The sequence below is a fragment of the Gilvimarinus japonicus genome (assembly GCF_042847215.1).
Classification (GTDB): Bacteria; Pseudomonadota; Gammaproteobacteria; order Pseudomonadales; family Cellvibrionaceae; genus Gilvimarinus; species Gilvimarinus japonicus.
In genome coordinates, this window is sequence record NZ_AP031500.1 from 2162561 (window position 1) to 2188355 (window position 25795).

The 25795-nt window shown below is 53.6% G+C and carries 26 protein-coding genes and 1 tRNA gene; 10 read left to right on the plus strand and 17 right to left on the minus strand.

All coding sequences use genetic code 11. The features are described from left to right. Positions 1–8 precede the first annotated feature (8 nt). Entirely contained in the window at positions 9–1406 is a 1398-nt protein-coding gene (ffh, locus tag ACGHAD_RS09225) for a signal recognition particle protein (RefSeq protein WP_382415499.1), read from the minus strand. Between the two features lie 345 nt (positions 1407–1751). Here ffh and ACGHAD_RS09230 point away from each other — a divergent pair, with 345 nt between their 5' ends. Both ACGHAD_RS09230 and ACGHAD_RS09235 read left to right on the plus strand, forming a co-directional pair. Then, positions 1752–2549 (plus strand): cytochrome c biogenesis protein CcsA, encoded by a 798-nt coding sequence (locus ACGHAD_RS09230; protein WP_339615144.1) that lies wholly within the window; start codon positions 1752–1754, stop codon positions 2547–2549. 90 nt (positions 2550–2639) lie between these two features. Then, the gene (locus tag ACGHAD_RS09235) at positions 2640–3914 is read left to right on the plus strand and encodes an HlyC/CorC family transporter (RefSeq protein ID WP_382415497.1); all 1275 of its coding nucleotides are present in this window, start codon (positions 2640–2642) and stop codon (positions 3912–3914) included. 21 nt (positions 3915–3935) lie between these two features. On the opposite strand, the gene ACGHAD_RS09240 is transcribed toward ACGHAD_RS09235, so the two are convergent. From ACGHAD_RS09240 to ACGHAD_RS09300, 13 genes are all read right to left on the minus strand, one after another. Beyond that, complete coding sequence (locus tag ACGHAD_RS09240; protein WP_382415495.1) at positions 3936–4082, minus strand: hypothetical protein; 147 nt, start codon at positions 4080–4082, stop codon at positions 3936–3938. Between the two features lie 98 nt (positions 4083–4180). Beyond that, on the minus strand, positions 4181–4561 hold the full coding sequence (locus ACGHAD_RS09245; RefSeq protein WP_382415493.1) for a rhodanese-like domain-containing protein: 381 nt from the start codon (positions 4559–4561) through the stop codon (positions 4181–4183). Positions 4562–4591: 30 nt separating this feature from the next. Next, positions 4592–5986, minus strand: coding sequence for a cysteine--tRNA ligase (gene cysS, locus ACGHAD_RS09250; RefSeq protein ID WP_382415491.1), 1395 nt, complete (start codon positions 5984–5986; stop codon positions 4592–4594). A gap of 48 nt (positions 5987–6034) precedes the next feature. Further along, the gene (locus tag ACGHAD_RS09255; RefSeq protein ID WP_382415489.1) at positions 6035–7735 is read right to left on the minus strand and encodes a glutamine--tRNA ligase/YqeY domain fusion protein; all 1701 of its coding nucleotides are present in this window, start codon (positions 7733–7735) and stop codon (positions 6035–6037) included. A gap of 88 nt (positions 7736–7823) precedes the next feature. After that, positions 7824–8885: an endolytic transglycosylase MltG gene (mltG, locus tag ACGHAD_RS09260; RefSeq protein WP_339615139.1), complete on the minus strand. Its 1062-nt coding sequence runs from the start codon at positions 8883–8885 to the stop codon at positions 7824–7826. After that, complete coding sequence (gene pabC, locus ACGHAD_RS09265; RefSeq protein WP_382415487.1) at positions 8882–9763, minus strand: aminodeoxychorismate lyase; 882 nt, start codon at positions 9761–9763, stop codon at positions 8882–8884. The genes mltG and pabC overlap by 4 nt, the downstream gene beginning before the upstream one ends. Before the next feature lie 45 nt (positions 9764–9808). After that, positions 9809–11053 (minus strand): beta-ketoacyl-ACP synthase II, encoded by a 1245-nt coding sequence (fabF, locus tag ACGHAD_RS09270; protein ID WP_339615137.1) that lies wholly within the window; start codon positions 11051–11053, stop codon positions 9809–9811. A 136-nt stretch (positions 11054–11189) separates the two neighbouring features. After that, positions 11190–11426: an acyl carrier protein gene (acpP, locus tag ACGHAD_RS09275; protein WP_007640684.1), complete on the minus strand. Its 237-nt coding sequence runs from the start codon at positions 11424–11426 to the stop codon at positions 11190–11192. Between the two features lie 190 nt (positions 11427–11616). Further along, a complete protein-coding gene (gene fabG, locus ACGHAD_RS09280; protein WP_382415484.1) occupies positions 11617–12360 on the minus strand; it encodes a 3-oxoacyl-ACP reductase FabG in 744 nt (247 codons plus the stop codon). A 24-nt stretch (positions 12361–12384) separates the two neighbouring features. After that, on the minus strand, positions 12385–13323 hold the full coding sequence (gene fabD, locus ACGHAD_RS09285; protein WP_382415482.1) for an ACP S-malonyltransferase: 939 nt from the start codon (positions 13321–13323) through the stop codon (positions 12385–12387). Positions 13324–13359: 36 nt separating this feature from the next. Continuing rightward, positions 13360–14355, minus strand: a complete 996-nt coding sequence (plsX, locus tag ACGHAD_RS09290; RefSeq protein ID WP_382415480.1) for a phosphate acyltransferase PlsX — start codon at positions 14353–14355, stop codon at positions 13360–13362. 25 nt (positions 14356–14380) lie between these two features. After that, positions 14381–14563 (minus strand): 50S ribosomal protein L32, encoded by a 183-nt coding sequence (gene rpmF / locus ACGHAD_RS09295; protein ID WP_041523172.1) that lies wholly within the window; start codon positions 14561–14563, stop codon positions 14381–14383. Positions 14564–14632: 69 nt separating this feature from the next. Further along, positions 14633–15175, minus strand: coding sequence for a YceD family protein (locus ACGHAD_RS09300; RefSeq protein WP_339615133.1), 543 nt, complete (start codon positions 15173–15175; stop codon positions 14633–14635). A 251-nt stretch (positions 15176–15426) separates the two neighbouring features. Between ACGHAD_RS09300 and ACGHAD_RS09305 the strand changes: the two genes are divergently transcribed. Further along, positions 15427–16017, plus strand: coding sequence for a Maf family protein (locus ACGHAD_RS09305; RefSeq protein WP_382415478.1), 591 nt, complete (start codon positions 15427–15429; stop codon positions 16015–16017). Positions 16018–16045: 28 nt separating this feature from the next. On the opposite strand, the gene ACGHAD_RS09310 is transcribed toward ACGHAD_RS09305, so the two are convergent. Both ACGHAD_RS09310 and rluC read right to left on the minus strand, forming a co-directional pair. Next, positions 16046–16684 carry an HAD-IA family hydrolase gene (locus tag ACGHAD_RS09310; RefSeq protein ID WP_382415476.1) on the minus strand — a complete coding sequence of 213 codons (639 nt, stop codon included), beginning with the start codon at positions 16682–16684 and terminating at the stop codon, positions 16046–16048. A gap of 58 nt (positions 16685–16742) precedes the next feature. After that, positions 16743–17750, minus strand: a complete 1008-nt coding sequence (rluC, locus tag ACGHAD_RS09315; protein ID WP_382415474.1) for a 23S rRNA pseudouridine(955/2504/2580) synthase RluC — start codon at positions 17748–17750, stop codon at positions 16743–16745. Between the two features lie 732 nt (positions 17751–18482). Between rluC and rne the strand changes: the two genes are divergently transcribed. The 7 genes from rne to ACGHAD_RS09350 all read left to right on the plus strand — a co-directional run bounded on the left by rne (position 18483) and on the right by ACGHAD_RS09350 (position 24292). Continuing rightward, positions 18483–21665 carry a ribonuclease E gene (gene rne / locus ACGHAD_RS09320; RefSeq protein ID WP_382415472.1) on the plus strand — a complete coding sequence of 1061 codons (3183 nt, stop codon included), beginning with the start codon at positions 18483–18485 and terminating at the stop codon, positions 21663–21665. Positions 21666–21812: 147 nt separating this feature from the next. Continuing rightward, positions 21813–21903, plus strand: a tRNA-Ser gene (locus tag ACGHAD_RS09325). 273 nt (positions 21904–22176) lie between these two features. Beyond that, complete coding sequence (locus tag ACGHAD_RS09330) at positions 22177–22839, plus strand: Bax inhibitor-1/YccA family protein (RefSeq protein WP_339615592.1); 663 nt, start codon at positions 22177–22179, stop codon at positions 22837–22839. Positions 22840–22885: 46 nt separating this feature from the next. Then, the gene (gene tusD / locus ACGHAD_RS09335) at positions 22886–23278 is read left to right on the plus strand and encodes a sulfurtransferase complex subunit TusD (protein ID WP_339615128.1); all 393 of its coding nucleotides are present in this window, start codon (positions 22886–22888) and stop codon (positions 23276–23278) included. Between the two features lie 8 nt (positions 23279–23286). After that, entirely contained in the window at positions 23287–23646 is a 360-nt protein-coding gene (gene tusC, locus ACGHAD_RS09340) for a sulfurtransferase complex subunit TusC (RefSeq protein WP_382415470.1), read from the plus strand. Beyond that, complete coding sequence (gene tusB, locus ACGHAD_RS09345) at positions 23646–23954, plus strand: sulfurtransferase complex subunit TusB (protein WP_382415468.1); 309 nt, start codon at positions 23646–23648, stop codon at positions 23952–23954. The genes tusC and tusB overlap by 1 nt, the downstream gene beginning before the upstream one ends. 2 nt (positions 23955–23956) lie before the next feature. After that, complete coding sequence (locus tag ACGHAD_RS09350) at positions 23957–24292, plus strand: TusE/DsrC/DsvC family sulfur relay protein (protein WP_339615125.1); 336 nt, start codon at positions 23957–23959, stop codon at positions 24290–24292. Between the two features lie 75 nt (positions 24293–24367). On the opposite strand, the gene ACGHAD_RS09355 is transcribed toward ACGHAD_RS09350, so the two are convergent. Continuing rightward, on the minus strand, positions 24368–25723 hold the full coding sequence (locus tag ACGHAD_RS09355; RefSeq protein ID WP_382415466.1) for an alanine/glycine:cation symporter family protein: 1356 nt from the start codon (positions 25721–25723) through the stop codon (positions 24368–24370). Between the last annotated feature and the right edge of the window lie 72 nt (positions 25724–25795).

The following is a 25795-nucleotide window of genomic DNA, read 5'->3' on the forward strand; positions in this document are numbered from 1 at the left end:
TCAATTAACTAACGTCCCATACCTGGCGGCAAGCCACCACCAGGGGGCATGCCGCCACCACCGCCGGGCATCATTCCGCCCAAGCCGCGCATCATTTTGGTCATGCCGCCGCCTTTCATTTTCTTCATCATTTTTGCCATCTGCTTGTGCTGTTTAAGCAGACGGTTCAGGTCTTGTATCTGAGTGCCCGACCCCTGAGTGATACGGCGTTTACGCGAGCTGTTCAGGTCATCGGGGTGGCGTCGTTCCCACGGCGTCATTGAGCCGATTAACGCATCCATCATCTTAAACTGCTTGCCCATATCGGCTTGTTGCGCCATCTGAGCCATATTGCCCATACCGGGTAGTTTATCCATCAAACCGGTTAAACCGCCCATATCCTGCATTTGTTGCAGCTGATCACGCAAGTCATTTAAGTCAAAACGTTTGCCTTTGGTGACTTTCTGCACCAAGCGCTCGGCTTTATCGCGGTCAATTTTGCGCTCAGCATCTTCGATCAGCGACATCATGTCGCCCATACCCAAAATGCGCGACGCAATACGATCTGGATGGAAGGGCTCTAGGGCATCAACTTTTTCGCCCATACCCAAAAATTTAATCGGTTTGCCGGTTACCTGACGCACCGACAAGGCCGCCCCGCCCCGGGCGTCACCATCGGCTTTCGTTAAGATCACGCCAGTCAGCGGCAACGCATCATTAAAAGCTTTGGCGGTGTTAACCGCATCCTGGCCAATCATGGCGTCAATCACAAACAGGGTTTCTATGGGGTTTGCGACTTGATGAAGCTCTTGAATCTCGGCCATTAGGGTTTCATCGATATGCAAGCGCCCAGCAGTATCGACCAGCAAGACATCGTAAAACTGACGTTTGGCATGATCTATCGCACTGCGTGCAATATCGGCAGGCTTGTCTTCGGTGGTCGAAGGAAAACACTCTACGCCCACTTCTGTGGCCAGCGTTTGCAGCTGGGCGATCGCCGCCGGACGATATACGTCCGCGCTGACAACCAACACTTTCTTTTTTTGCCGCTCGGTCAGAAACTTAGCCAACTTAGCCACAGAGGTGGTTTTACCCGCCCCTTGTAAGCCCGCCATTAAAATCACTGCTGGGGGCTGCACTGCGAGGTTGAGCGACTCATTGGCTTCGCCCATCATCTCAACCAGCTCAGACTCGACAATTTTTAGAAATTGCTGGCCCGGATTGAGCGCTTTGCCCACTTGCGTGCCAAGCGCGCGCGAGCGTACCCGACCGACAAAATCCTTCACCACTGGCAGGGCCACGTCAGCCTCCAGTAGCGCTTTGCGAACTTCGCGCAATGTCGCCTGAATATTATCGTCGGTCAGGCGAGCCTTACCGGTGATTTTTTTAAACGTACCTGACAGTCGATCTTGCAGATTTTCAAACATAATGACACTGGTGCCTATTATCTGGCGGTGCGCAACGGCTGACCGCATAAGACTTTGATCATGAGGGCGCCTTAACGCCCTACACCTATTTACACGTTGCCTGCGGTACGACCGCACGGGCGAAAAGGCGGCATTATACCGTGTTAAATCGGGCCCCGTCTCGCGTCGGGCGACAGAATAACCGCTCAGGGCGATTGATTCTCATTTGTAGGCTTCTCTTACGCCCGCGCATGTGACACACTTTCGACCCTAGGTATGCGGCGTATACTGCCCAGAGAACGGTGCCGCCAAAGCACCGCACCGACCACATCGGCAACACTATACTTTAAAGGATTCTGCTCACGCATGTCAGCGCTCGACATCAATCTAATCGCCGTCGCTCTCTATTTGCTGGCGGCCGGCTATCTTTTTATTTCGCTTTGGCGCCAGCACCCCATACGGCGCCAATCCCTCTATTTGCTTACCGCATTGGCGTTAATCGCACACGGCACCGGTTGTGCCAAGCTGATCATCCAGCCTCAGGGGTTAGCGTTAAACTTATTCCCCATGCTGTCGCTTATATTTTGTACCGTCAACATCGTGGTATTGCTCAGCGCAGCCCGCAAACCCTTACACAACCTATTTATATTGCTGTTCCCGCTGACGATTGTAGCGATCGTTAGCAGCCTGCTACCGGTAAACAATAACGCGTTACTGCCCCTAACCCTTGGTTTGGCATCACACGTGCTGCTTTCGATTCTCGCCTACAGCTTGTTAACCATTGCCACCCTGCAAGCACTGTTTCTGGCCTTTCAAAATCACCGTCTTAAGCATAAGCGCTCCCTAGGGCCCAGCGGTTTGCTCCCGCCGCTACAAACCATGGAGTCTTTGCTGTTTGAGCTCCTGTGGGCCGGGCAATTACTGTTAACCGGGGCTATCGTGTCGGGTGTGATTTTTCTCGATGACCTCTTTGCCCAGCACGTTGTTCACAAAACCGTCTTCACCTTGCTAGCATGGCTAATTTACAGCATTCTGCTTTGGGGGCGACACAGCTTAGGGTGGCGCGGCTACACTGCGATTCGCTGGGCTTTAGTCGGCTTTATCATGCTCATGCTGGCGTATTTTGGCAGTAAAATCGTACTCGAGTTTATACTCGATATTTAACAGTTCAGGCGATCTTGCTCTGTCAGTTGCGAATTGACGCGAACTGCTGCAAGATAGCCTGCCGAACGGCAATATAGGCACTACATCTCCTTGAACGACATACCCTTAGAACTATTGTTTGGGATTCTCCTAGGGCTACTCGTGCTCTCAGGCTTTTTCTCCAGCTCCGAAACCGCGATGATGGCCATTAACCGCTATCGCCTAAAGCACTTAAGCAAAAAAGGCGACAAGGGTGCTCAGCGCGTCGAGCTACTACTGCGGCGTCCCGATCGCCTGATCGGCCTGATCCTAATTGGCAACAATCTCGCCAACAACTTTGCCGCGGCCCTTACCACCGTTATTGCGATTCGTCTGATGGGCGATTCTGGCGTTGCCGTGGGGGGCTTTTTGCTTACCTTGGTTATGTTGGTATTCGCCGAGGTAACCCCCAAAACCGTCGCCACCCTTTACCCCGAGCGCATATCCTTTTTTGCCAGCCTGATTTTGCGGCCCTTAGCGTTTATTTTGGCCCCTGCGGTTATGCTGGTTAACAGTATTGCCAACGGCGTCACCAAGTTGTTTGGCATCGATAAAGCTCACACCCACATTGAACATTTAGCACCTGAGGAGTTGCGCACCGTGGTGGACGAGGCCGGCGCGCTCATTCCCGATCAACACCAGGGCATGCTGTTAAATATTCTCGACCTCGAGAAATCTACCGTCGAAGACATCATGATTCCGCGCAACGAAGTCGAAGGGCTTGATCTCGATGACGACGTTAGCACCTTGCTCCACAAAATACGCACATCAGAGTACACAAGGCTGCCGATCTACCGTGGCGATTTGAACGAGGTTGCGGGTATCTTGCACCTTAGAAACTCTGCCCGCTTTTTAAACGGTGATGATAGCGCCATTAGCAAAGCAGACTTCCAGACTCACGCCGACGAGCCCTACTTTGTCCCCGAATCAACGCCACTGCACACCCAGCTGATGAACTTTCAGCAGCAAAAGTGTCGTATCGCGTTGGTTGTTAACGAATACGGCGAGGTTCAAGGGATTGTTACGCTAGAGGATTTACTCGAAGAGATTGTGGGCGACTTTACGACTAACGTCGCCGAGGATGAAGATCAAGACATCATCCCTCAAGAGAATGGCTGGTATCAAATTCACGGTGGGACTTTTATTCGTGATATCAACCGAACGCTGGAGTGGGCACTGCCCATTGACGGCCCCAAAACTCTCAACGGGCTCGCCATGGAGTACTTAGAAAGCATTCCCGATGGCAATATTAGCTTTACGCTAGAACACTATTTGTTTGAGACCGTCGAGATTACCGACAAAATGGTGGCCTGGTTTAACGTTAAGATGGATGAAAAAATCCAGTAGCGTTAGCAATACAGCACAAACTTAATCGTCTCGCCGGTTAAGCTTGTGCAAAACCCATCCTGTCAAAGCGGCCAAGCCCAACAGGCACAGCAGTAAGACAGCAACCACTGCCATATAACCTAACAGCTGCCCCCAGCTGACCCCCCAGCCGTAAACAGCCAGTGCCATAAAGCACGCGCACGACAAAAAGCTAGCGGCTCCAAGTCGGCGATAGCGACCAAGACGCCTAAACATCAAAAAAACCTGTAACAGCGCGCAGCGGTACATCAATCATCATTTGCCCCAGAATGTTGCAGTTGTTGTGTGTTGTACAGCTGCGTCGCGCCATCGAGATCCACAGCATTAACCACTTGCCGATAACCGAGCTGCTCTAACGATTCTTTCGCAATTTCGGCGCGGCGACCACTGCGACAATAAAGTACGACTTGTACGTCTTTGTCCGGTGCGTACTCGGCAACCTGATCGGCGATCACCTCGTGAGGAATATTGACCGCCACCGGCAAATGACCCTCAGCGAACTCATCCGCCGTGCGCACATCTATCCAAACCGTCTCCGGTGCAGCGGCGCTATGCAATGAGACTAGCATCAACGCCGTGAGCGCCAAAACTCTCACTAAGCTCTTAGGACCAAACTGACAAAAAGTCATGCTGAGCTCCTCTTGCTACCAATAAACAACTCAAGCGTCGCGACGCCATTTAGTGCCCTCAGCCGAATCTTCCAGCAAAATGCCTGCAGCCAACAACTGATCGCGCACTTCATCGGCGCGGGCAAAATTTTTGTCGCGCTTGGCCTGCGCCCGCTCGGCGATTAACGCCTCAACGGTCTCGGCAGCAAGGTCACTCTCCCCTGCCGACTGCAAAAAATCATCAGGGGCACTACCAAACAGACCAAGCAACTGACCCATGGCCTTTAGCTCTGCCACTAATGGTTCTGCCTCTTGTTTGCCTTTGGCAGAGTTTAGCGCTCGCACCAGGTCAAACATAACCGCCAGCGCAACTCGGGTATTAAAATCATCGTTCATTGCCGCAACAAACTTTTTATAAAACTCGTTGCCGGCCAACTCTTCTAAGCTCGTGGCCGCTACAGATTCATACCCGCGCAGCGCATTGTACAAACGATCGAGGCCCGCTTTTGCTTCAACGAGATTCTCTTCAGAGTAATTAATGGGGCTGCGGTAGTGACTGCTAATCAACAAATAGCGCACTACCTCGGCGTGGTACTGTTTTAGCACATCGCGAATGGTGAAAAAGTTGCCCAGGGATTTAGACATCTTTTCACCATCCAAGCGTACAGCGCCGGCGTGCATCCAATAATTTGCATACTGGCAACCGTTGGCTGCTTCGCTTTGGGCAATTTCGTTTTCGTGGTGCGGAAAAGGCAAATCTGGGCCGCCGCCATGAATATCAAAGTGAGCCCCAAGGCACGCTTTGCTCATGGCCGAACACTCAATATGCCAGCCGGGACGACCGCGACCAAACGGCGAAATCCAGCCTACATCTGCCTCAGCGGCAAACTTCCACAACGCAAAATCACGAGGATCTTCTTTAGCAGAATCCACTTCAACCCGCGCGCCCGCTAACAGTTGTTCCGGGTCTTTATTCGTGAGCTTGCCGTAATCGGCAAAGCGACTAACCCGGTAGTAGACATCGCCGTTGCTCGCGCTATAGGCATAACCTTTCTCGATCAAGGTTTCGATCATCGCGATAATATCGTCGATATGCGCAGTAGCACGAGGCTCGGTATCGGGTGGCAAAATGCCAAGTGCGCGCTCATCCTCGTGCATAAACTCAATGTAGCGAGAGGTTAAATCGGTATAGCGTTCACCATTATCCGCCGCGCGATCAATAATTTTATCGTCGATGTCAGTAATATTGCGCACGTAGTTGACGTTCCACTGCTGTGAGCGCAAAAAACGGCTCATCACATCAAAGGCAACGAGCACCCGAGCATGACCGATATGACAGTAATCGTACACGGTAATACCGCAGACATAGAGCCCAATTTTGCCGGGCTCACGCGGTTCAAACACTTCTTTTTTACCGGACAAGGTACTGTAAATCGTTAAGCTCATAACTTTGTTTCTCTAAAACTTTTTAAGAATAACCTTGGCAAACAACGCTTAGCTTTGTTGCGAAATTTTTGCCCAGCTATCACGCAAGCTAATGGTTCGGTTAAATACGACAGCGCCGTCTTTACTGTAGTGGGCATCGAGGCAAAAATACCCCTCGCGTTCGAATTGGTACGCCGACTCGGGCGCCGCATCGCGCAGCGAGACCTCAGCTTTAGCCCCTTTTAACACCTGCAAGCTTTCAGGGTTAATGGCCGCTAAAAAGTCTGTACCGCCAGCGCCCGGCGACTCTTCGTTAAACAAGCGATCGTAAAGCCTGACTTCGCAATCGATATGCTCCTCGGCAGAGACCCAGTGGATAACACCTTTGGGTTTTACGCCATCTTCCGGGTCGGTACCGATAGTGTTTGCAATAACTCGAGCTTTAACCTCTACGATCTCGCCCGCTTCGTTTTTAACGGCTTCGTCTGCTTCAATCACGTAAGCGTTGCGCAACCGGACACGTTTACCTATCACCAAGCGCTTGTATTTTTTGTTCGCTTCTTCGCGAAAGTCTTCAACATCGATAAACACGGTTTTAGCAAACGGCAACTCCCGTTCTGCCAAGTCGTCACGATTAGGGTGTCCTGGCGCAATCAAGCGTTCGACTTTGTCGTCGGGGTAATTGGTTAGGGTAACCTTTAACGGGCGCAACACACACATTGCGCGCGGCGCACGTTTATCCAGATCATCGCGCACGCAATACTCCAACATGCCAACATCCACCACACTGTCGGAGCGAGTCACGCCAATGCGCTCACAAAAGTTGCGCAGCGATTGTGCCGTGTAACCGCGGCGGCGCATACCAGAGATCGTCGGCATGCGCGGATCATCCCAGCCATCAACGTGATGTTCGTCTACCAACTGACGCAATTTACGTTTACTGGTAACAGTGTAATTTAAATTCAGACGCGCAAACTCGTACTGTTTGGGCTTAGCAGGCACCGATAAGTTCGCGATAAACCATTCGTACAAGGGGCGATGATCTTCAAACTCTAATGTACAAATCGAATGGGTAACGCCTTCGATTGCATCGCTTTGACCGTGAGCAAAGTCGTAAGAAGGGTAAATACACCATTTATCGCCCGTGTGATGATGACGTACTTTTTTAATGCGGTAGATAACCGGATCGCGCAAATTAATATTGGGCGCCGCCATATCAATTTTAGCCCGCAATGAGCAGCTGCCCTCCTCTAGCTCGCCTGCGCGCATTTGCTCAAACAGGGCTAAGTTCTCCTCCACGCTGCGATCGCGATAAGGGCTATTTTTTCCGGGCTCGGTTAAAGTGCCGCGATGCTCGCGAGCTTGATCGGGGCTTAAATCACAGACGTAGGCTTTACCTGCTTTAATAAGCTCCACCGCCCAGCCGTGCAGCTGATCGAAATAATCTGACGTAAAGCGAATGTCACCATCCCACTCAAACCCCAGCCAAGAGACGTCGCGCTTAATAGACTCGACGTATTCATCGCTCTCTTTTTCAGGGTTGGTATCGTCAAACCGCAAATTGCACACACCGCCAAACTGTTTGGCAACGCCAAAGTTTAGACAAATTGATTTGGCGTGGCCGATGTGTAAATAGCCATTGGGCTCCGGCGGAAAACGCGTCACAACACCTTGCACATTGCCTTCATCGAGGTCTTTGCGAAGTATATTCTGAATAAAGTGTGACGGCTTTTCGGCCTTTACAGAGACGTTTTCGGTGGTTTCAGTCATGCTGATTAACAATCCAGTTAGCAAGCGAGAGGGCCGGCACAGCCGGCTATTAAGATATAACTATTGTAATGCTTGGCAGCGGTATTGCCTACTGCTCTAGCGCGCCGGGCGAGACCGTCGAGCGATAACCCTCGCGGCGCTGTATTTGATAGTGGCGCACTGCGTCGTTGTGCGCCTCAAGCGTGTCAGAAAACACATGGGTTCCGTCGCCTTTGGCGACAAAGTACAGCTCACTACCCGGGTCTGGGTGCATACTGGCGTAAACCGCCTGAGCGCCAGGCAGCGCAATCGGCGTTGGCGGTAAACCGCGAATGACGTAGGTATTGTAGGGTGTTGGGCGCGTTAAGTCGGCGCGACCGATTTTGCCCTGATAGGCATCGCCCATACCGTAGATAACCGTAGGGTCGGTCTGCAGGCGCATATTGTTTTCCAGCCGCCTGACAAACACACCGGCTATTTTGCGCCGCTCCCACGATGCGCCCGTCTCACGCTCGACAATCGACGCCATAATCAACGCCTCATAGGGTGTTTGATATGGCAGACCAACATCGCGTCCCGGCCAAAGTTCGTCTAAAGTTTGACGCATTTTGCGGTAGGCTCGCTGCAATATCGCGACATCGGTAGTGCCACCGTTGTAATGATAGGTATCGGGGAAAAACCAGCCCTCGGGGTGCTCAATAGGCAAATCTAACATCGCCAGCTGTGCCTCTGGGCTCTGCCCGGCCAACTGCGAGTCGATTCGCTCCGACTCAGCCAGCGCTTGTACCGCCTGGGCAAAGGTCCAGCCCTCAATCAAGGTCACGGTATAACTGACGACGTTGCCGGTATTTAACATCTTCATGAATTGTCGCGGCGTCATGCCCGGCTCTAACAAATAGTCACCGGCGCGCACTTCACTTTGGCCACTCAGGCGCGCGTAAAACGTCAATACTTGCGGGTGTTTAAGAATTCCCTGCCCGGCCAAATCCGATGCGGCGCCACTCAGGCTCCCGCCCGATTTAAGTTGATAGTGCAGCCCATCTTCTGGCAGCGCCATGGGCTCGGCGTACCACTGTTTAAAATATTGCAGCGCCCCCAAAGCGGACACCAACAAGGCTAGCAACGCGAGCAAAATCAACCGTTTTATTAAACCAACCGCCAAATGAATCATTGACCACTACCCTTGCCCTGCAAAAAGTCACTCAGTGCCGCACTCAGTCGGAGTACATTATTGTGATGTGAAAACTGATGTAAAGTCCCGGCGTCATCCTCGATCGCCGCTACCGGTCGAACCCCACGATTACTGTTACACAGCATTACTTCTTCTGCGCTATAGACCGCATCCAAACTCAATGGCGCCACGTTTACACGAACACCGCAGCGCGGGGCTAACTCGTCCAGCACGAGCTGGCGCATGACACCGGCAACGCCGGACTCATCCAATACCGGAGTGTGCCAACAGCCTTTACGATAAATAAACACATTGTGCGAAGTCGCCTCAATCACATTGGCGCGGTCGTCCAACATTAGGCCCTCATCAAACGTGTTGTCTTGCCACTCAGCCCGGGCCAGCACGTTCTCTAACCGGTTGAGATGTTTATGACCGGCCAACACACGATTGCGCCCCAGACGCATACGACAAACCTTAAGCCGAGCAGGCGTCGGCCGTGCCGTTAACAGTTCGAGATTGTCGGGTTGCACCATCAACACGATTGTCGGCGCGACTCGGTGCGGCTGCTGATACCCGCGCCCGCCCACGCCGCGAGTTAGAATGAGCTTAAACGTCCCCTGACGGATATTCTGCTCGCGCAATAGCGCCAAGGCCGTATCAACCCAAGACTCCAGCTGCTTGGTGTTTAGTTCAATGGCAAAAACGGCACTGCTCGCCAACAACCGCTGCAAGTGTCTCGACCACAGTGGAATGCGCCCGTTATGCAACCGGCACGTTTCAAACAGGCCGTCGCCATACGCTAAACCACGATCAAGCGCAGAGAGCTGATGATCCAGCTCTCCGTTAACCCAAATTAAAGGGGATGTTGGTGTCGACATGACTATCGAGGCTCTAGGCCCCGCCGCAGATACATCGAGGGCGAATTAGTTGCGCAACTTAGAGAACAACAGCGATCCATTGGTGCCACCAAAACCAAACGAGTTGCTCAAAACCGCCTGGATTGGCCGCTCTTGCGCGGTGTGCGGCACAAGATTGAGGTCGCAGCCCTCATCGGGGTTGTCGAGATTGATCGTCGGCGGCGCCACCTGATCGCGAATCGCCAGGGTGCTAAAAATCGCCTCGACCGCACCAGCGGCCCCTAGCAAGTGACCAATCATAGATTTGGTTGAGCTAACCGCCACTTGGTCAACGGCCGATTTCATGACGGATTTTACCGCCTGGCATTCGGCTTTATCACCAGCCTGAGTCGAGGTGCCGTGGGCGTTAATGTAGTTGATCGAGGCCAGATCGATACCGGCATCGTCAATAGCATTCTGCATGGACAGTGCCGCCCCGGCGCCATCTTCAGGTGGCGAGGTCATATGATAAGCGTCACCACTCATGCCAAAGCCAATCAGCTCGGCGTAAATGTTCGCGCCGCGCGCCCGCGCATGCTCGTACTCTTCGAGCACCATAACCCCGGCGCCATCCCCCAGAACAAAACCATCGCGGTCTTTATCCCAAGGGCGACTGGCCGCTTGTGGGTCATCGTTGCGGGTAGACAGCGCGCGCGCCGCCGCAAAGCCGCCAAGCCCTACCGGCGTGGTAGCCATCTCGGCGCCACCGGCAAGCATGACGTCAGCGTCGCCATACATAATAGAGCGCGCCGCTAAACCGATGCAGTGAGTACCGGTGGTACAAGCGGTGGTAACCGCCAGGTTTGGCCCGCGCAAACCGTAATGAATTGAGAGGTTGCCGGCGATCATATTGATGATCGCGCCGGGAACAAAAAACGGCGACATGCGTCGCGGCCCTTTATGCTCAACGATTAGCGCGCCATCTTCTATGGTGCCAATGCCGCCAATGCCAGAGCCAATCGACACGCCCATGCGAGCGCCGTTTTGCTCAGTGACTTCGAGACCCGAGTCGCGCATTGCCTGAATACCCGCCACCATTCCGAACTGAATAAACGGGTCCATTTTGCGAGCATCTTTTGCCGAGAAGTAGCCCTCAACCGAAAAATCTTTGACGGAGGCGGAAAAGCGCGCACTGAAAGCAGAGGCGTCAAACTGGGTGATAGGCGCAACACCACTGCGCCCGGCAAGGATTCCATCCCAGGTATCCGCCACGGTGTTACCCAGCGGACTGACCATACCCAAGCCTGTTACTACTACTCTCTTACGCGACACGTGATTTTCTCTCCCCCACAACGGACTTATACGCCATCGACCTTAGGCCCCAGCGTACCCAAAACCCCAAAGAAAAAGCCGTACTATTTCTCAATAATACGGCTTTCGCGAAACCTGCTACCAAACGTGTTGCAGATTAGGCCAAATTGGCATTGATGTAATCGATGGCCAACTGAACTGTGGTGATCTTTTCGGCTTCTTCATCTGGAATTTCGGTCTCGAATTCTTCTTCCAGAGCCATCACCAACTCTACGGTGTCCAGAGAATCCGCGCCTAAATCTTCAACGAAAGAAGCTTCGTTCTTCACTTCGTCTTCTTTAACGCCCAGTTGCTCAGCAACGATTTTTTTTACGCGTTCTTCAATGCTGCTCATGATCTAATTCAACTCCTAATAGGTAGTATCGACGAAACCGTCATGTTCAGAACCATTTGACGGTTCCAGATTTTCTACGGCGAAATCGATGCGCATTTTACATCTATTTTTGCCGCGTTGTAACGCATAAGACAAAATTTCTTTATCTTTTTGCCCTTTTTCTTTTTAAAACAGTCAGTTACAGACCGCTTTAATTCATATACATGCCGCCATTGACGTGTATTGTCTCACCCGAAACGTAAGCGCCAGCGTCAGAGGCCAAAAATCCAACAACTGCGGCGATTTCCTCAGGCTTACCTAAGCGCCCCAGCGGAATCTTACTTAGCAGCTGAGCTTTTTGCTCGTCGGGCAATATACGCGTCATATCAGTATCAATAAAGCCAGGCGCGACAGTGTTTACTGTAATACCGCGCGAGCCAACCTCAGCCGCCAATGAGCGAGCAAAACCTGCCGCCCCCGCTTTGGTTGCCGCGTAGTTAGACTGGCCAGCATTGCCCATGGCCCCCACTACCGAGCCGACATTAATAATCCGGCCCCAGCGACTTTTCATCATGCCGCGAAGCACCGCTTTACTGAGCCGGTAAACAGCACTGAGATTAGTGTTAACAACATCAAACCACTCTTCATCAGACATCCGCATCAACAGATTGTCTTTAGTAATGCCTGCGTTATTCACTAATATCAGGGGTACACCATACTCCTGTTGGACGTCCTTCAAAAGCCCTGCAACCGAATCGGCATCTGTTACGTTTAACACTTTGCCAACACCATTCAGACCTTGCTCGTTAAAACGCTCGGTAATGGCCGCCGCGCCCTTTTCGCTAGTAGCCGTACCAACAACGGTAGCACCGGCACGGGCCAACTGCTCGGCAATCGCCGCACCGATTCCGCGACTTGCACCGGTAACCAATGCGACCTTGTTATCTGTAGTCATATCCTTCTCGCCTTTTGAGATTTACTAATGTTGCGCCACTGCCGCCGCCAGCTCGGCAGGGTTTTCAATAGAGCTGGCGCTTAATGATTTGTTAATGCGCTTTGCCAGGCCAGCCAACACTTTGCCGGGGCCACACTCGATTAAGGTTTCGACTCCCGCGTTCGCCAGCGTATTAACACAATCAACCCATAATACCGGGCTGTATATTTGCTCGATCATGAGCGCTTTGATTTTCGCCGGATCACTTTCAGTGCGCGCGTGCACATTGTGCACAACCGCAATTTGAGGCGCATGAAACTCCACCTCTTCGACCCAAGTGGCTAGACCGTCGGCGGCCGGACGCATTAATTCGGTATGAAACGGCGCACTCACCGGCAGGGCCAGCGCACGCTTGGCGCCCGCCTCTTTACAAGCCGCCATAGCGCGCTCGACGGCTGCATTGTGCCCGGCGATCACCACTTGCCCTGGAGAGTTAAAGTTAACGGCCGCCACAATCTCGCCATCGGCCGCCGATGCACAGGCGGCCAAAACTGCGTCATCGGCAAGACCGATAATTGCCGCCATAGCACCCTGACCCGCCGGTACGGCCTCTTGCATTAGCTTGCCCCGCTGACGCACTAAAGCAACGGCATCGGCAAATGAAACAACACCAGCACAAACTAATGCCGACCACTCACCCAAGCTATGGCCTGCCAAAAGTGCGGGCTTAGCACCACCGCACTGCTCCCATACTCGCCAAATCGCAACGCTAGCTGTTAACAGTAGCGGCTGAGTGCACTCAGTCAAATTGATTTCTTCTTGCGTGCCATTTTGTACGCGATCCCAAAGGTCGTAGCCAAGCACGTCGGATGCTTCGGCAAAGGTCTGCTGCACAATCGGATACTCCGCCGCCAGCGGCTCCAACATACCAATTTGCTGTGAACCTTGCCCCGGAAATACAAACGCCAAGTTATCTGTGGCCATAATCGTTAACTCTTCCAATCTGATTAAACAAATTCGTTAGGCCGCACTCATTGCGCGTGCCATTTTTTCAGTCGATTTAAAGCGTGCTTGCTCGTAGGCGAGATGCAGCGCGTGGACTGTCGCCATCGTCGAGGCTCCGCCATGGCTTTTAATAACCGCTCCGGCAAGACCCGCCAATATCGCGCCATTATAAGCATCCGGGTTCAACTCTGCTCGCCAGCGACGAATCAGAGGCCACATTAGTGGCGCCGCCAGCCGACCAAAACCGCTTGTAAAGCTCTCCTCGATACGGCCGGCAATCAAGCGCGCGACCCCCTCACTGGCCTTAAGAGCAATATTGCCGCTAAAACCGTCGCAGACAATCACGTGCACGTGACCACTGTATATCGCATCGGCCTCAACAAAACCCGCGTACTCAAAATCTTCGGCTTGCGCCAGCAGTTTGGCCGCCTCCCGGATAATCGCCGTACCCTTGCCGGCCTCGGTGCCAATATTCAGTAGCGCCGCTTTGGGGGCTACGACACCGCTAGCGCGCGCCAACACACCACCCATTTTGGCAAACTGCAATAACTGAGCGCTGCTGCAGTGGACATTAGCGCCCAGATCCAACATCAAAGTAACGCCTGAGCGCACCGGCATCGCCTTGCAAATTGCCGGCACCTCAACCCCCGCCAACATGCCAATCAAACGTCGACTAATCAACATTAACGCGCCGGTGTTGCCCGCACTAACGCAGGCATCGGCGCGTTTGTCTGCCACCGCCAACAAGGTTTGCCACATAGATGTGTCACTGCCCTGGCGCAACGCCTGACGCGGATCGGCATCCATCGCCACCGCAGCTGATGTATCGATAAAGTCAATATTAGAGGGAACAGAGGTATGAAGCTCTCGCTCCATTGCAGTGCGCTCACCAAACAATAACAAATGAGCATCGGGAGAGGTGCGAGCAAACTCAATTGCCGCGGGGATAGCAACGCGGGGACCGAAGTCCCCGCTCATAGCATCTACAGCTAGTCGTATTGGCTCAGACAATGGAGAATCGTCTTGTCGCTAATACTTACTCGTCAGATGCGATGTCGATCACTTTGCGACCACGGTAAAAACCGTCGGCGCTGACGTGATGACGAAGGTGTTTTTCACCACTGGTTGGATCAACAGACAAGGTCGGCCCAGTCAACGCATCGTGTGAACGACGCATACCGCGCTTGGAACGAGTCTTCTTACTTTTCTGTACGGCCATGATATAACTCCTATATAACAAAAAACTGAAGCTGGGGCGCCTCAAAGAAAACTATAAACAACAAGCCTTCTATTTTTTCGGCGTTCCTTTAAGTTGCTCCAGAACTTGAAACGGGTTTTGTTTCGGTTGCTCTTGAGCCCCTGTCTCGGGCGCTTTGCTAACAAAGTGCTCGGAGGGTACACATGCGTGATCGTGATAAGCGACCGGAGGTAGACTTAACAGCAGCTCTTCTTCGACAACATCGTAGAACTCTGCCGGGCCTTCCTCGGCGATCCAAGGATCGCGATCACGCGGTAAGGTTTTTGCCTGCTCTTCATCCCAGACAATGCCGAGATTAACCGCACACACCAAGGGCACACGAACCGTATCCAAGCAGCGCTGACAGGTTAACCCCACCTCGCCCTCGATACTGCCCTGCACCACTCGCTTGCGCTCTTCATCTATCTTAAACGACAGAACAACCGCAAACCTTGCATTCTCATCTGCCACCGCTGAGGTCAATCTAGGCAGCTGTTTTAAATCAACAAAACCCGAGATCTCAATGCCCTGCTGAGCATATTTTCGCGGATCGCCCTGACGTGGCAGCGGCTGACTAAAGGGTGGCTGAGACATAAGCGCGCAATGATAGGGATCGAAACCGCATCTGTCAAAGAAAAATAACCCTCCAACCCCACTATTTTCAGGCTTGCGGGCAAAACCGGCTGACATTTTACGAGTAGCGCTCAATTTGCGGTACCATGCGCAACCGTAACCACAAGACTTGCCGCCTTCCTTTGTATAAATGCGTAGGCGTGCAGGCGCCCAACAAAACAAAACGGCGACGCTCTACTCTTTATAGACAGGCAATATAGGATTACAGACAAATGCAGCCAATCGTCCTTGCCTCCAGCTCTCCATACCGGCAGGCACTGCTCCGCCGGCTAGGTCTCGATTTTGTCGCCGCCGCGCCCAACATCGATGAAACACCACTCGCCAATGAGGCGCCTGAGGCACTAGCCAGGCGACTGGCCAGCGGCAAAGCTCGCGCCCTTAAAGACAGACACAGCAACGCGCTTATTATTGGCTCAGATCAAGTCGCCTGGGCCGACGGAGAGCGGCTCGGCAAACCCGGCACCTTTGCCAACGCATTAGCGCAGCTACAGCGCTCACGCGGCAAAACCGTCACCTTTTATACCGGGCTTTGCCTTTACGACAGCGCCACTGGTAATGAGCAACTGGCGGTCGAACTTTACCAGGCCAGCTTCCGCGACCTGACAGACACCCAGCTTCGCAACTACCTAATCCGCGAGCAGCCCTACGACTGCGCAGGCAGCTTTAAGTGTGAAGGACTGGGAATTACCTTATTTGAATCACTGGCAGGAGACGACCCCAACACGCTTATCGGGCTGCCGCTGATTCGCCTCACCAGCATGCTCCGCAAAGCGGGCATCGACCCACTGGCAAACGCGACCTGAACGCCACCCTATTACAAACTGCCGGCACCTAGCGCTGCCACGCTAAAATCTCAGAAAAGCAATCCATACAAAGCGCCGGCTCATAGGGGTGCAAACGCTCGGCGGCGTGGGCCCCATAACTCACGGCTATACGCGGCATCTCGGCGCGACGCGCCATCTCCATGTCGTACTCAGTGTCACCCACCATAACAGCCTGACTCGCCTGCGTGCCAAATTGCAGTAACAGCTCGTGCAGCATCTGCGGATCGGGCTTAGATGCCGTTTCATCGGCGCAGCGGCTGGCATGAAAATACCCATCAAGCTTTAACCGGGTGAGCACCCGATCCAAGCCTCGCCGACTTTTACCGGTAGCCACCGCCAACTGATGCCCCTCTTGTCGCAATGCCTCTAAGGAGTCCATCACGCGCGGATAAAACTGCGCAGGCTCCGCCTGATCAATCGCCAAAAAATGTTCACTATAAAGCGCTCGCAAGCGCTCGGCAGTTGCCGCATCAATCTCGGGGTACAGCACCCGCAACGCTTCGGGCAACCCCAAGCCGATAATATTACGCACATCGTCGCGCTCGGGGCGCTGCCAACCCAAATCCTCTGCGGCACGCTGCATCGCCGTAACGATAGTGCCGGTCGAGTCACTTAACGTGCCGTCCCAATCAAATATATACAGCAACCTTTATTACTCCCCACTTTTACCCAACACACTCTTACAACACGTTAAACATTACGTTTTAACCTTCGAGCTTTTGCGACTCAAGCAATTGCAATACGCCGGCAAGGTCAGCCGACAAAGGCGCCTCCACGCGAGTAACATCCGAGGCGCCCGGCAGCACAAACATCAGGGCGCTGGCGTGCAAAAAATGCCGCTTAAGCCCGAGCTTTTGCGCCTCACGGTTAGCACCATCATCGCCGTACTTTTCATCCCCCAGCAACGGGCACTGCTTAAACTGAGCGTGCACCCGAATCTGGTGAGTGCGACCGGTTACCGGGCGCGCCTCAAGTAGCGTGTAATCGCGGTAGCGCTGTACCACCGAAAACTCGGTAATACTGGGCTTGCCCTCGGGGTGAATCTTGACGATACGCTCCAGACCGCTGCTTTGCTCTAGCTTTAATAAAGGAGCACTAACGCGGGACACCCGCTTGGGCCAGCCCCCCAAAGCCAAAGCCTGATAAATTTTAGTAATGCCGCCACGACCGGCTGTTTTATCGCGTAGCGCTTGCTGTAAATGCCGCAGGTAGCTGCGTTTTTTGGCGATCATGATGCAGCCAGAGGTGTCTCGGTCGAGCCGGTGAACCAACTCAAGGTAGCGCGCATCTGGCCGCATTTGGCGCAACGCCTCAATCAACCCCAGGTCGACCCCACTGCCGCCATGTACTGCTAGGCCCGGCGGCTTATTAACCACCAACAAGCCGTCGTCCTCATAAATTATCGCCGCCTCCAGGGCTCGCCCCAACCCTTGACTGAGCTGCTTTGGGGGCGCCTTTTTGGCCACTTTAAGCGGCGGCAAACGCACCACATCCCCCGCGTGCAAACGGTAATCGGCCTTTACACGGCCTTTATTGACACGCACCTCGCCCTTGCGCAACAACTTATACACGTGAGTGCGCGGCACCCCTTTAAGGCGCGCGACCAGATAGTTATCGATGCGCTGACCCGACTGGTCAGCGTCGACCTCCAAATACTGGACTTGAGAAAAACGCTCGTCGAGATCGAACGCTATTGTAGACTGGTTATTCATGGGCGGCATAATAACAGCAAACCGCGGGCCACCGGTACTGTGGCCCGCAATTTGATTTGCCGGGTATTGCTTTAGCTGTTATATTCGAGCCTGCTGGGACAGGCAGGTTTCCGGACATAGCGTTTTAGGCGTGTCGCGAGGGAATACCGCTGCCAGCTAAGGCTCTGTTTTAAAACACAAAATGTGTACAGAACCGGCAAAATGATGAAGGGTGTGACGCGCGCCCTGATCGGGAACATAAGACCCCGATCCCGCGCGAGCACCGGAACCATTGCGCAGCAAGCGCAATGCGACTGATCCGCTGAATGTGTTTTGTAACTTGAATACCAAGCTCTTGCTGGCAGAAGTTAAACCATGAGACCGGCCCTAACGAGCAACTGCTCGCGGCCCAAAAGATAGACTCATAGAGCGACTCTTAGTGTTGATGGTAAAAACGGCAATATCTGCCCTAACTGCGACAACTAGCTGCGATACGCAGACTGCGCTAAACAGCCTAAATTAGGCGTTACCGGGTAAACCCGGGCAAAAACTGGTAAATACGGGTTAACGATTAATATTGACATTTCGACCCCACGACAGCCACCAGGCTCGGGGCGACGACGAAGTTCAATAAGCATCAGACAACCGCTGACGCGAGCAGAATGTAGCGCGCAGTCTATAGGGTTGTGCAAGACACAGGAGCGTTGACAGTCGCGTGGGCACGCTGCGCCCAACGAAAAGACTAGGAAACGCATGAAAAGAATGCTTATTAATGCAACCCAACCTGAAGAGTTGCGTGTTGCGCTGGTTGATGGCCAATGGCTGTACGACCTTGACATCGAAAACCGTAATCGCGAGCAAAAAAAGGCCAACATCTACAAAGGCCGCATCACCCGAGTGGAACCCAGCCTTGAGGCTGCGTTTGTCGACTACGGCGCCGAGCGCCACGGCTTTTTGCCCCTCAAAGAAATATCCCGCGAATATTTCAGCAAATCCCCCAACGACAGTGAAGGCCGCGTCAAAATTAAAGACGTGGTTAAAGAAGGCACTGAAGTTATTGTTCAAGTCGATAAAGAAGAGCGCGGCAACAAAGGCGCGGCTTTAACGACCTTTATTAGCCTGGCCGGCCGTTACTTGGTACTGATGCCAAACAATCCTCGCGCCGGCGGTATTTCCCGTCGCATCGAAGGTGAAGATCGCGCCGAGCTGCGCGACGCACTCAGCCAAGTTACCATCCCCAACGGCATGGGCATCATTATTCGCACCGCCGGTGTTGGCCGCAGCGCCGAAGAACTGCAATGGGATTTAAACTACCTATTGCAATTGTGGGAGTCGATCGATAAAGGCGCCCAAGATGCCAAAGCTCCGGCGTTTTTGTTTCAAGAAAGCAACGTTATTATTCGCGCGATTCGCGATTACCTGCGTCAAGATGTCGGCGAAGTCATTGTCGACAACAAAGAATCTTTTGAGCTTGCCTCAGGCTTTATCGGCCAGGTGATGCCCAACTTTGGCAGTCGCGTAAAACTGTACGAAGACGATATTCCTCTGTTTAATCGCTACCAAATCGAAAGCCAAATCGAAACCGCATTCCAACGCGAAGTGAAGTTGCCGTCGGGCGGCTCAATCGTCATTGATGTGACCGAGGCCTTGGTCTCCATCGACATCAACTCTTCGCGTGCCACCAAAGGCGGTGACATCGAAGAAACCGCCACCCAAACCAACCTTGAAGCGGCCGATGAAATCGCCCGCCAGCTGCGCTTGCGCGACATGGGCGGTCTGGTGGTGATTGACTTTATCGATATGCAATCGAGCCGCAACCAACGCGAAGTCGAAAACCGCATTCGCGATGCACTGGCAATGGATCGCGCTCGAGTACAAATTGGCCGCATCTCACGTTTTGGCTTGCTAGAAATGTCGCGCCAGCGTTTGCGCCCATCCCTTGGCGAAGTGCACTCAAAAGTGTGTCCACGCTGTAACGGCCAAGGCACCATTCGCGGTACTCGCTCTTTGGCACTGTCTATTTTGCGCTTGGTGGAAGACGAAGCACAAAAAGAGCGCAGCGCCGAGATTCGCGCTATTGCCCCCACCTCGGTCGCGACTTACCTGCTCAACGAAAAACGTAAAACGATTTTCAACATTGAGCAGCGCAACAGCACTCGCGTGGTTGTGGTACCCAACGCTGAGATGACGACGCCGCACTTTGAAGTTCAACGCTTGCGCGATGACGACGAAGGCACACTGGAAACCAGCTACAAAATTGTTGCCACCGAAGAGCACGTCGAGCCCGAAACCATCACCGATGAAGCGCCGGTTAAATTGCCACAACCACTGGTTAAGCCTACGGCTCCGCTGCAGCAAGCGCCAACGCCCGAAGTAAAACCCGAGCCAGGCCTCATCAAGCGTTTGATCAGCTGGCTACAAGAGGTGTTTGACTCGGAAGACGAAAACGATAAGAGCAACACCAAAGGCAAGGGCCAGCAACGCAAAGGCGGCGATCAGCGCAACGACCGCAACCGCTCATCGCAAAACCGCAACCGTCGTGGCGGCAAACGTCGCAACGGCACACGCGACGACGAGCGCGACAACCAAGGCAAGAAGTCGCAAAAAGATACCGGCAATAAGCGCAAAAACAACGAGCCGAAAGACGACAGCTCCGAGCCGCGCGGCAACAAAGATAGCAACAACGCAAACGACAGCAACAACAGCAATGAGCGCGGCGAGTCTCGCAACGGTCGCGGCCGACGCGGACGCAACAGAAATCGCAACCGCAACCGCAGTAACGACGACAGCCCTCGCGCACAGCAGCAAGAAGAATCGACGTCTGAGCAAAGCGTTAAAAGCAACACTGAAAACACGCCCGCAAAAGACGGAAATTCCGACGAGCAACGTCCGCCCAAGCGCCCTGCAGGCCGTCGCCGTGGCAACCAACGTCGCCGTCGCCGCGATACTGACGGTGAGCAGAACACGCAAACCAGCGAGCAGAGCGACGAGTCGCAGGCAAGCAACGGCAACCAAGCAAGTGCCAAAAACGGCGCCGAGGCTAGTGTTACCCGCGAGCCGGCCGAAAAACCTCAAGCCGCCGCCGAAAAGCGCGCCGAGAGCCGTGAAAATAGCGACAAACCGCAAACGGCGGAGCAGCGTCCCGCTCGCCAAACAAAGCCTCAGCCAGAGCCTGACGCTCAAGAGCCGCGCAATCAGGAGCCCAAGCGGGCGCCTAGCCAAGTCACCGCTCAAACCGAGCCTACAACGCCGGCCGCGCCATCTGACAAAGCAGCGACGGAGCCTAAGCAGACTCAAGCCAATGCAGAGATGGCAAATAAGCGTGAGGACAAACCGGCCTCCTCCCCGACGGAAGAAGCTGCTACCCCGACCGCTCAGGATGCCGTGACTCAGCGGACAACGGCCGAAGCCAAGGCGGAGCCAGAGGCGGTCGCCGAACCAAAAGCGGCCCCGACGGCTCAAGCTACCGCAAAAGCCGAAAGTCCAGAAGCGGGCGCCAAAGCTACTAACAGCACGGATGAACCCAAGGCTGAACCGGCAGTCACCGAGACAGTCGCGGAGCAGTCGGCTAATCAGACCAAAGCGGACGAGCCTCAAGCCGAAACGGACACTAAAGAACCCGCCATCGCGCAGGCGCCTACCACCCAAACCGAGGTGAAGGTTCCGGTAGAAAGGTCGGCCGCGCCGTCAAACGTAGCTATTAGCCGCAAAAACGGTGAACGCCCGACGGCACGTGAGTTTAGCCGGGCAGGCAATGACCCACGGTTGTCGCCCAAGCCGGTTTCGGCGGTGCGTATTTTGACCGAGACACGCACCCGACCACTGCCGCGCGCGCTGGACACCAGCCAACCCTCTCGGGTCGGCCACAATCCGCGCAAACTTGAACGTCCGAGCAACGACCCGCGCGTCGCGAAAAGCGCCACAAGCGAGTCCTAAGCCCGCATTATCCGAACCGGCTGCTCGCCGGTTCGGATAAATTTTCCCCAGTTTGTCCAGCAATCAGCCAAGTGACCGAAAAACCTAAACTTTTTCCCCTCAAGCACTTGCCCTCAATAAAAACCCATGTATAATTCGCCCCACTTCGGAAGGGTGGCAGAGTGGTTGAATGCACCGGTCTTGAAAACCGGCGTAGGTTAATAGCCTACCCAGGGTTCAAATCCCTGCCCTTCCGCCATATCGAGCTGCATGCAGCTGTAAAAAAAGCGCCTTAACCCGGCGCTTTTTTTATGTCTAAAGTTTACCTACAAAACATCAAAGCTTCTCTTTAAAAAATCGATACAGCCCCCATAATACGATGAGGATCAGGGCGTTTATCTGGGTGCCCAGTTATTACCCGCGCAGCGCCCTATTAAGCTTGCATTGGGCAACTAAGCTTGTATCATTAAGTATCATCATTTTTGCTTGGAGAGATTAAATGCAACATGTACGCACTGCAGCCAATACGCGAATGGGCTCAACCGCACAGGTAGATGCCACAGACGTAAGCCGTGTTCTGCGCAATACTTATTTGCTGCTGAGCATTACCTTGATTTTCTCGGCGATTACCGCGGGCGCTGCCATGGCTGTTAATTTAAGCTACGGCGCTGGCTTGATCATGACTCTCGTCGCCATGGGGCTTATTTGGTTTGTGTTGCCCCGCACCGCCAACTCTTCGGCAGGCATTGGCGTTGTCTTCGCTTTTACCGGTTTGATCGGTGCTGGCCTCGGCCCCATCATCAATCACTATCTGGCTTCGGCCAACGGCGCCAGCATTGTGCTTCAAGCGCTTGGCGGCACAGCTTTTACCTTTTTAGGTTTGTCGGCTTACGCCTTGGTAACCCGCAAAGACTTTAGCTTTATGCATGGCTTTATTGCCATGGGCATGATGGTGATGATCGGTTGTATGCTACTGCTGGTTGGCGCTTCCATGTTTGGCTACCCAATGCCGGTACTTAGCCTGGCTTTCTCTGCCGGTATTGTGCTGCTGATGTCAGCGGTTATTTTGTTTCAAACCAGTGCCATTATTCACGGTGGCGAGCGCAACTACTTAATGGCGACAACGTCTCTGTACCTAGCCATTATTAATATCTTTACCAGCCTACTTCACCTGCTGGGCGCCGCCGACGATTAAGACTTAAACCAAAGCAAAGTCCCGCAAGGGACTTTGCTTTTCTACGATGAAATTTACCCTTGTTATTTTAGGTGCACCTTACGGTGACAGTGCGAGCCAAAGCGCACTAGCCTTTGCCCAAGCAGCCCTTGCCGACGGCCACAGCATTTATCGACTTTTTTTTTACGCCGATGGTGTTTATAACGCCACACGGTTGGCCGCCCCGCCACAAGATGAACACGACTTACCCGCCTGCTGGACTCAGCTTATTAAGCAACACCAATTGGATGCCGTGGTGTGCATTGCGGCGGCGTTAAGGCGCGGAGTGCTAGACCCAACAGAGGCAAAACGCTATCAAAAAAGTAACGACAACCTCGCCCCCGAATTTGAGCTAAGCGGTTTGGGCCAGCTTATCGAGGCCAGCGCGGTGTCGGATCGCGTTTTGACCTTCGGCCCCTAGAGCAGCGTATGAAATCTATATTGTGTATCAGCCGCCACTCCCCCTACGGCAATGCGCTCGCCCGCGAAGCTTTAGAAGCGGTGTTAGCGGCGGCAGCCTTTGAGCAAAATATTGCACTGCTGTTAATGGATGATGGCGTCTGGCAATTAAAAGACCAGCAGCAACCGCTGGCCGGCATTCAAAAAAGTGTGGCGCGAAACTTAAGCGCACTAGAAATGTTTGGCGTCGAGACTGTTTATGCGCATCAGCCATCCGCGCACCAGCGCGGCCTTAGTGCGCAGGCTATTTGCATTGATACCGTGCAGTGGTTGACTGACGACCAAGTCCGCCAGCTAATATCACAACACGACCACCTACTAAGTTTCTGATGGGCACTTTACACACGGTTAATAAATCACCTTTTACTGACCAGGCACTTAAATCGTGTCTTAGCCTTTGTGCGCCTGGAGACAGCCTGCTGCTGATTGAAGATGGCACCTACGGCGCCCTAACAGCGGCCCCTACCGCCAAACTGCTAGACGATGCCACTAAGCGCGGTATAAAGCTATACGCGCTTGCAAGCGATTTAGCGGCGCGAGGGTTAGACTCGCAACTGGCAGCCGGTATTGTCTTAACAGATTATCAGGGGTTTGTTCGGTTAAGCTGCGAGCACGAAACGATTCAAAGCTGGTACTAAACATGACAACTTCAGGCAACCAAAACTCACTACCGGCACTTGACCAAGACGGATACTTACGCAATCGTAGCGACTGGAGCCCGAGCGTTGCACAGCAACTAGCGGCAGCCGAACAAATCACTTTAACCGATAATCACTGGGAGATTATAGCGTTAGCGCAAGCGTTTTATCGTGAGTTCGAGCTATCGCCTGCGAGTCGTGCACTGGTGCGTTACACGCAACAAGAACTCGGAAAAGAGAAAGGTCGCAGTATCTATTTAATGGGGTTGTTTGCCCCCCACCCGGCACTGCTGGTTAGCAAAATAGCCGGGCTACCGCGCCCGGCCAACTGCTTTTAAGTAATGCATATTTAGCACAACACGGCACAACACAATCCAAGCCGCTCAAGACTAAACGCACAAGCCTTTAAAAATTTATTGATCATCCGTCGCCGCGTGACCGGACTTGGCGTATTTGCGAGTAAGAGTTACCACCACGCCAGATAATAAAAACAGCGCGATCAAATTTGGTATTGCCATTAACGCATTTAAGATATCGGCAACAATCCACACCAACGATAAGTTAGCCATTGCGCCAACCCCGATCGCCAATACCCACAACACACGAAACGGGGTAATAGCTTTTGTGCCCCACAAATATTGGGCGCAGCGTTCGCCATAGTAGCTCCAGCCCAGCATAGTGGTAAACGCAAACAAGGCAATCGCCAACGTAATAAACAGCTCGCCAAACGGTAGAGCGCTGGCAAACGCAGACTGCGACATCAAAGCGCCTTTCGCCCCCCCTTGCCAGGCACCGCTGGCCACAATCGCAATCCCGGTAATAGAGCAAACTACCAAAGTATCGATAAATGTGCCTAGCATCGCAATCATACCTTGACGCACAGGGTTACCCGTTGCCGCCGCGGCATGGGCAATTGGGGCGCTACCAAGGCCCGCCTCGTTGGAGAATACCCCGCGAGCAACGCCAAACTGAATCGCCATAGCCACGCCGGCACCGGCAAAGCCGCCGGCCGCGGCCTGTCCATTAAACGCACTCTCAACTATCAGCACTAACGCTGCCGGCACCGCATCGGCGTGCACCGCAATCACCAACAAACCACAGACAATATAAGCGACGCCCATAAAGGGGACCAAGCGCCCCGCCACTTGCGCGATACGCTTTACGCCGCCGAGCAATACGGCACCCACCAAAACCATAAGCAACACGCCCGTTAGCAGCTTAGGAATGGCTAAATCACCGTGTAGCGCATCTGCCACAGAGTGCGCCTGCACGGTATTGCCAATGCCAAATCCCGCCGCACAGCCAAATATGGCAAATGCCGTGCCCAGCCAGGCCCAGCGCGCGCCCAAGCCGTTTTTAATATAATACATCGGGCCGCCCACACTCAGCCCGGCGCTGTCTTGCTCGCGGTAGTGAACCGCACACACAGCCTCGGCGTACTTGGTTGCCATGCCCACCAACGCACTGCACCACATCCAAAATAAAGCGCCGGGGCCACCGAGTCCAATGGCCGTAGCAACGCCAACGATGTTGCCGGTGCCTATCGTGGCTGCCAGCGCCGTCATAAGTGCGTTAAAGGGGCTGACATCACCCTTCCCTTGAGGTTTTCGCCCCTGCCACAACAAGGCAAACCCGGTGCCCAAGCGGCGCAACGGAAACCCCTTAAGGCGCAGCATCAAAAACACGCCCGTGCCCACCAACAAAAGCAACATCAAGGGCCCCCAGACCACGCTGCTGACGCTGTTTAAGATGCCGAGTATTTCATCCATGGTTATTACCTATATCGAAGGTTGAGCGATTAATGACTTCTGCCTACAGGCCGGCCGAGCAAACGGCTATTC

Bases quoted from the DNA above. Each gene is read 5' to 3' on its own strand.
- tusD (WP_339615128.1), top strand. From the start codon at position 22,886: ATGAAATTTACCCTTGTTATTTTAGGTGCACCTTACGGTGACAGTGCG.
- rne (WP_382415472.1), top strand. From the start codon at position 18,483: ATGAAAAGAATGCTTATTAATGCAACCCAACCTGAAGAGTTGCGTGTT.
- pabC (WP_382415487.1), bottom strand. From the start codon at position 9,763: ATGTCGACACCAACATCCCCTTTAATTTGGGTTAACGGAGAGCTGGAT.
- tusC (WP_382415470.1), top strand. From the start codon at position 23,287: ATGAAATCTATATTGTGTATCAGCCGCCACTCCCCCTACGGCAATGCG.
- cysS (WP_382415491.1), bottom strand. From the start codon at position 5,986: ATGAGCTTAACGATTTACAGTACCTTGTCCGGTAAAAAAGAAGTGTTT.
- mltG (WP_339615139.1), bottom strand. From the start codon at position 8,885: ATGATTCATTTGGCGGTTGGTTTAATAAAACGGTTGATTTTGCTCGCG.
- ffh (WP_382415499.1), bottom strand. From the start codon at position 1,406: ATGTTTGAAAATCTGCAAGATCGACTGTCAGGTACGTTTAAAAAAATC.
- fabD (WP_382415482.1), bottom strand. From the start codon at position 13,323: ATGGCCACAGATAACTTGGCGTTTGTATTTCCGGGGCAAGGTTCACAG.
- ACGHAD_RS09240 (WP_382415495.1), bottom strand. From the start codon at position 4,082: ATGGCACTGGCTGTTTACGGCTGGGGGGTCAGCTGGGGGCAGCTGTTA.
- ACGHAD_RS09355 (WP_382415466.1), bottom strand. From the start codon at position 25,723: ATGGATGAAATACTCGGCATCTTAAACAGCGTCAGCAGCGTGGTCTGG.
- acpP (WP_007640684.1), bottom strand. From the start codon at position 11,426: ATGAGCAGCATTGAAGAACGCGTAAAAAAAATCGTTGCTGAGCAACTG.
- ACGHAD_RS09330 (WP_339615592.1), top strand. From the start codon at position 22,177: ATGGGCTCAACCGCACAGGTAGATGCCACAGACGTAAGCCGTGTTCTG.
- ACGHAD_RS09245 (WP_382415493.1), bottom strand. From the start codon at position 4,561: ATGACTTTTTGTCAGTTTGGTCCTAAGAGCTTAGTGAGAGTTTTGGCG.
- rpmF (WP_041523172.1), bottom strand. From the start codon at position 14,563: ATGGCCGTACAGAAAAGTAAGAAGACTCGTTCCAAGCGCGGTATGCGT.
- tusB (WP_382415468.1), top strand. From the start codon at position 23,646: ATGGGCACTTTACACACGGTTAATAAATCACCTTTTACTGACCAGGCA.
- ACGHAD_RS09350 (WP_339615125.1), top strand. From the start codon at position 23,957: ATGACAACTTCAGGCAACCAAAACTCACTACCGGCACTTGACCAAGAC.
- ACGHAD_RS09255 (WP_382415489.1), bottom strand. From the start codon at position 7,735: ATGACTGAAACCACCGAAAACGTCTCTGTAAAGGCCGAAAAGCCGTCA.
- rluC (WP_382415474.1), bottom strand. From the start codon at position 17,750: ATGAATAACCAGTCTACAATAGCGTTCGATCTCGACGAGCGTTTTTCT.
- fabG (WP_382415484.1), bottom strand. From the start codon at position 12,360: ATGACTACAGATAACAAGGTCGCATTGGTTACCGGTGCAAGTCGCGGA.
- ACGHAD_RS09305 (WP_382415478.1), top strand. From the start codon at position 15,427: ATGCAGCCAATCGTCCTTGCCTCCAGCTCTCCATACCGGCAGGCACTG.
- ACGHAD_RS09230 (WP_339615144.1), top strand. From the start codon at position 1,752: ATGTCAGCGCTCGACATCAATCTAATCGCCGTCGCTCTCTATTTGCTG.
- ACGHAD_RS09300 (WP_339615133.1), bottom strand. From the start codon at position 15,175: ATGTCTCAGCCACCCTTTAGTCAGCCGCTGCCACGTCAGGGCGATCCG.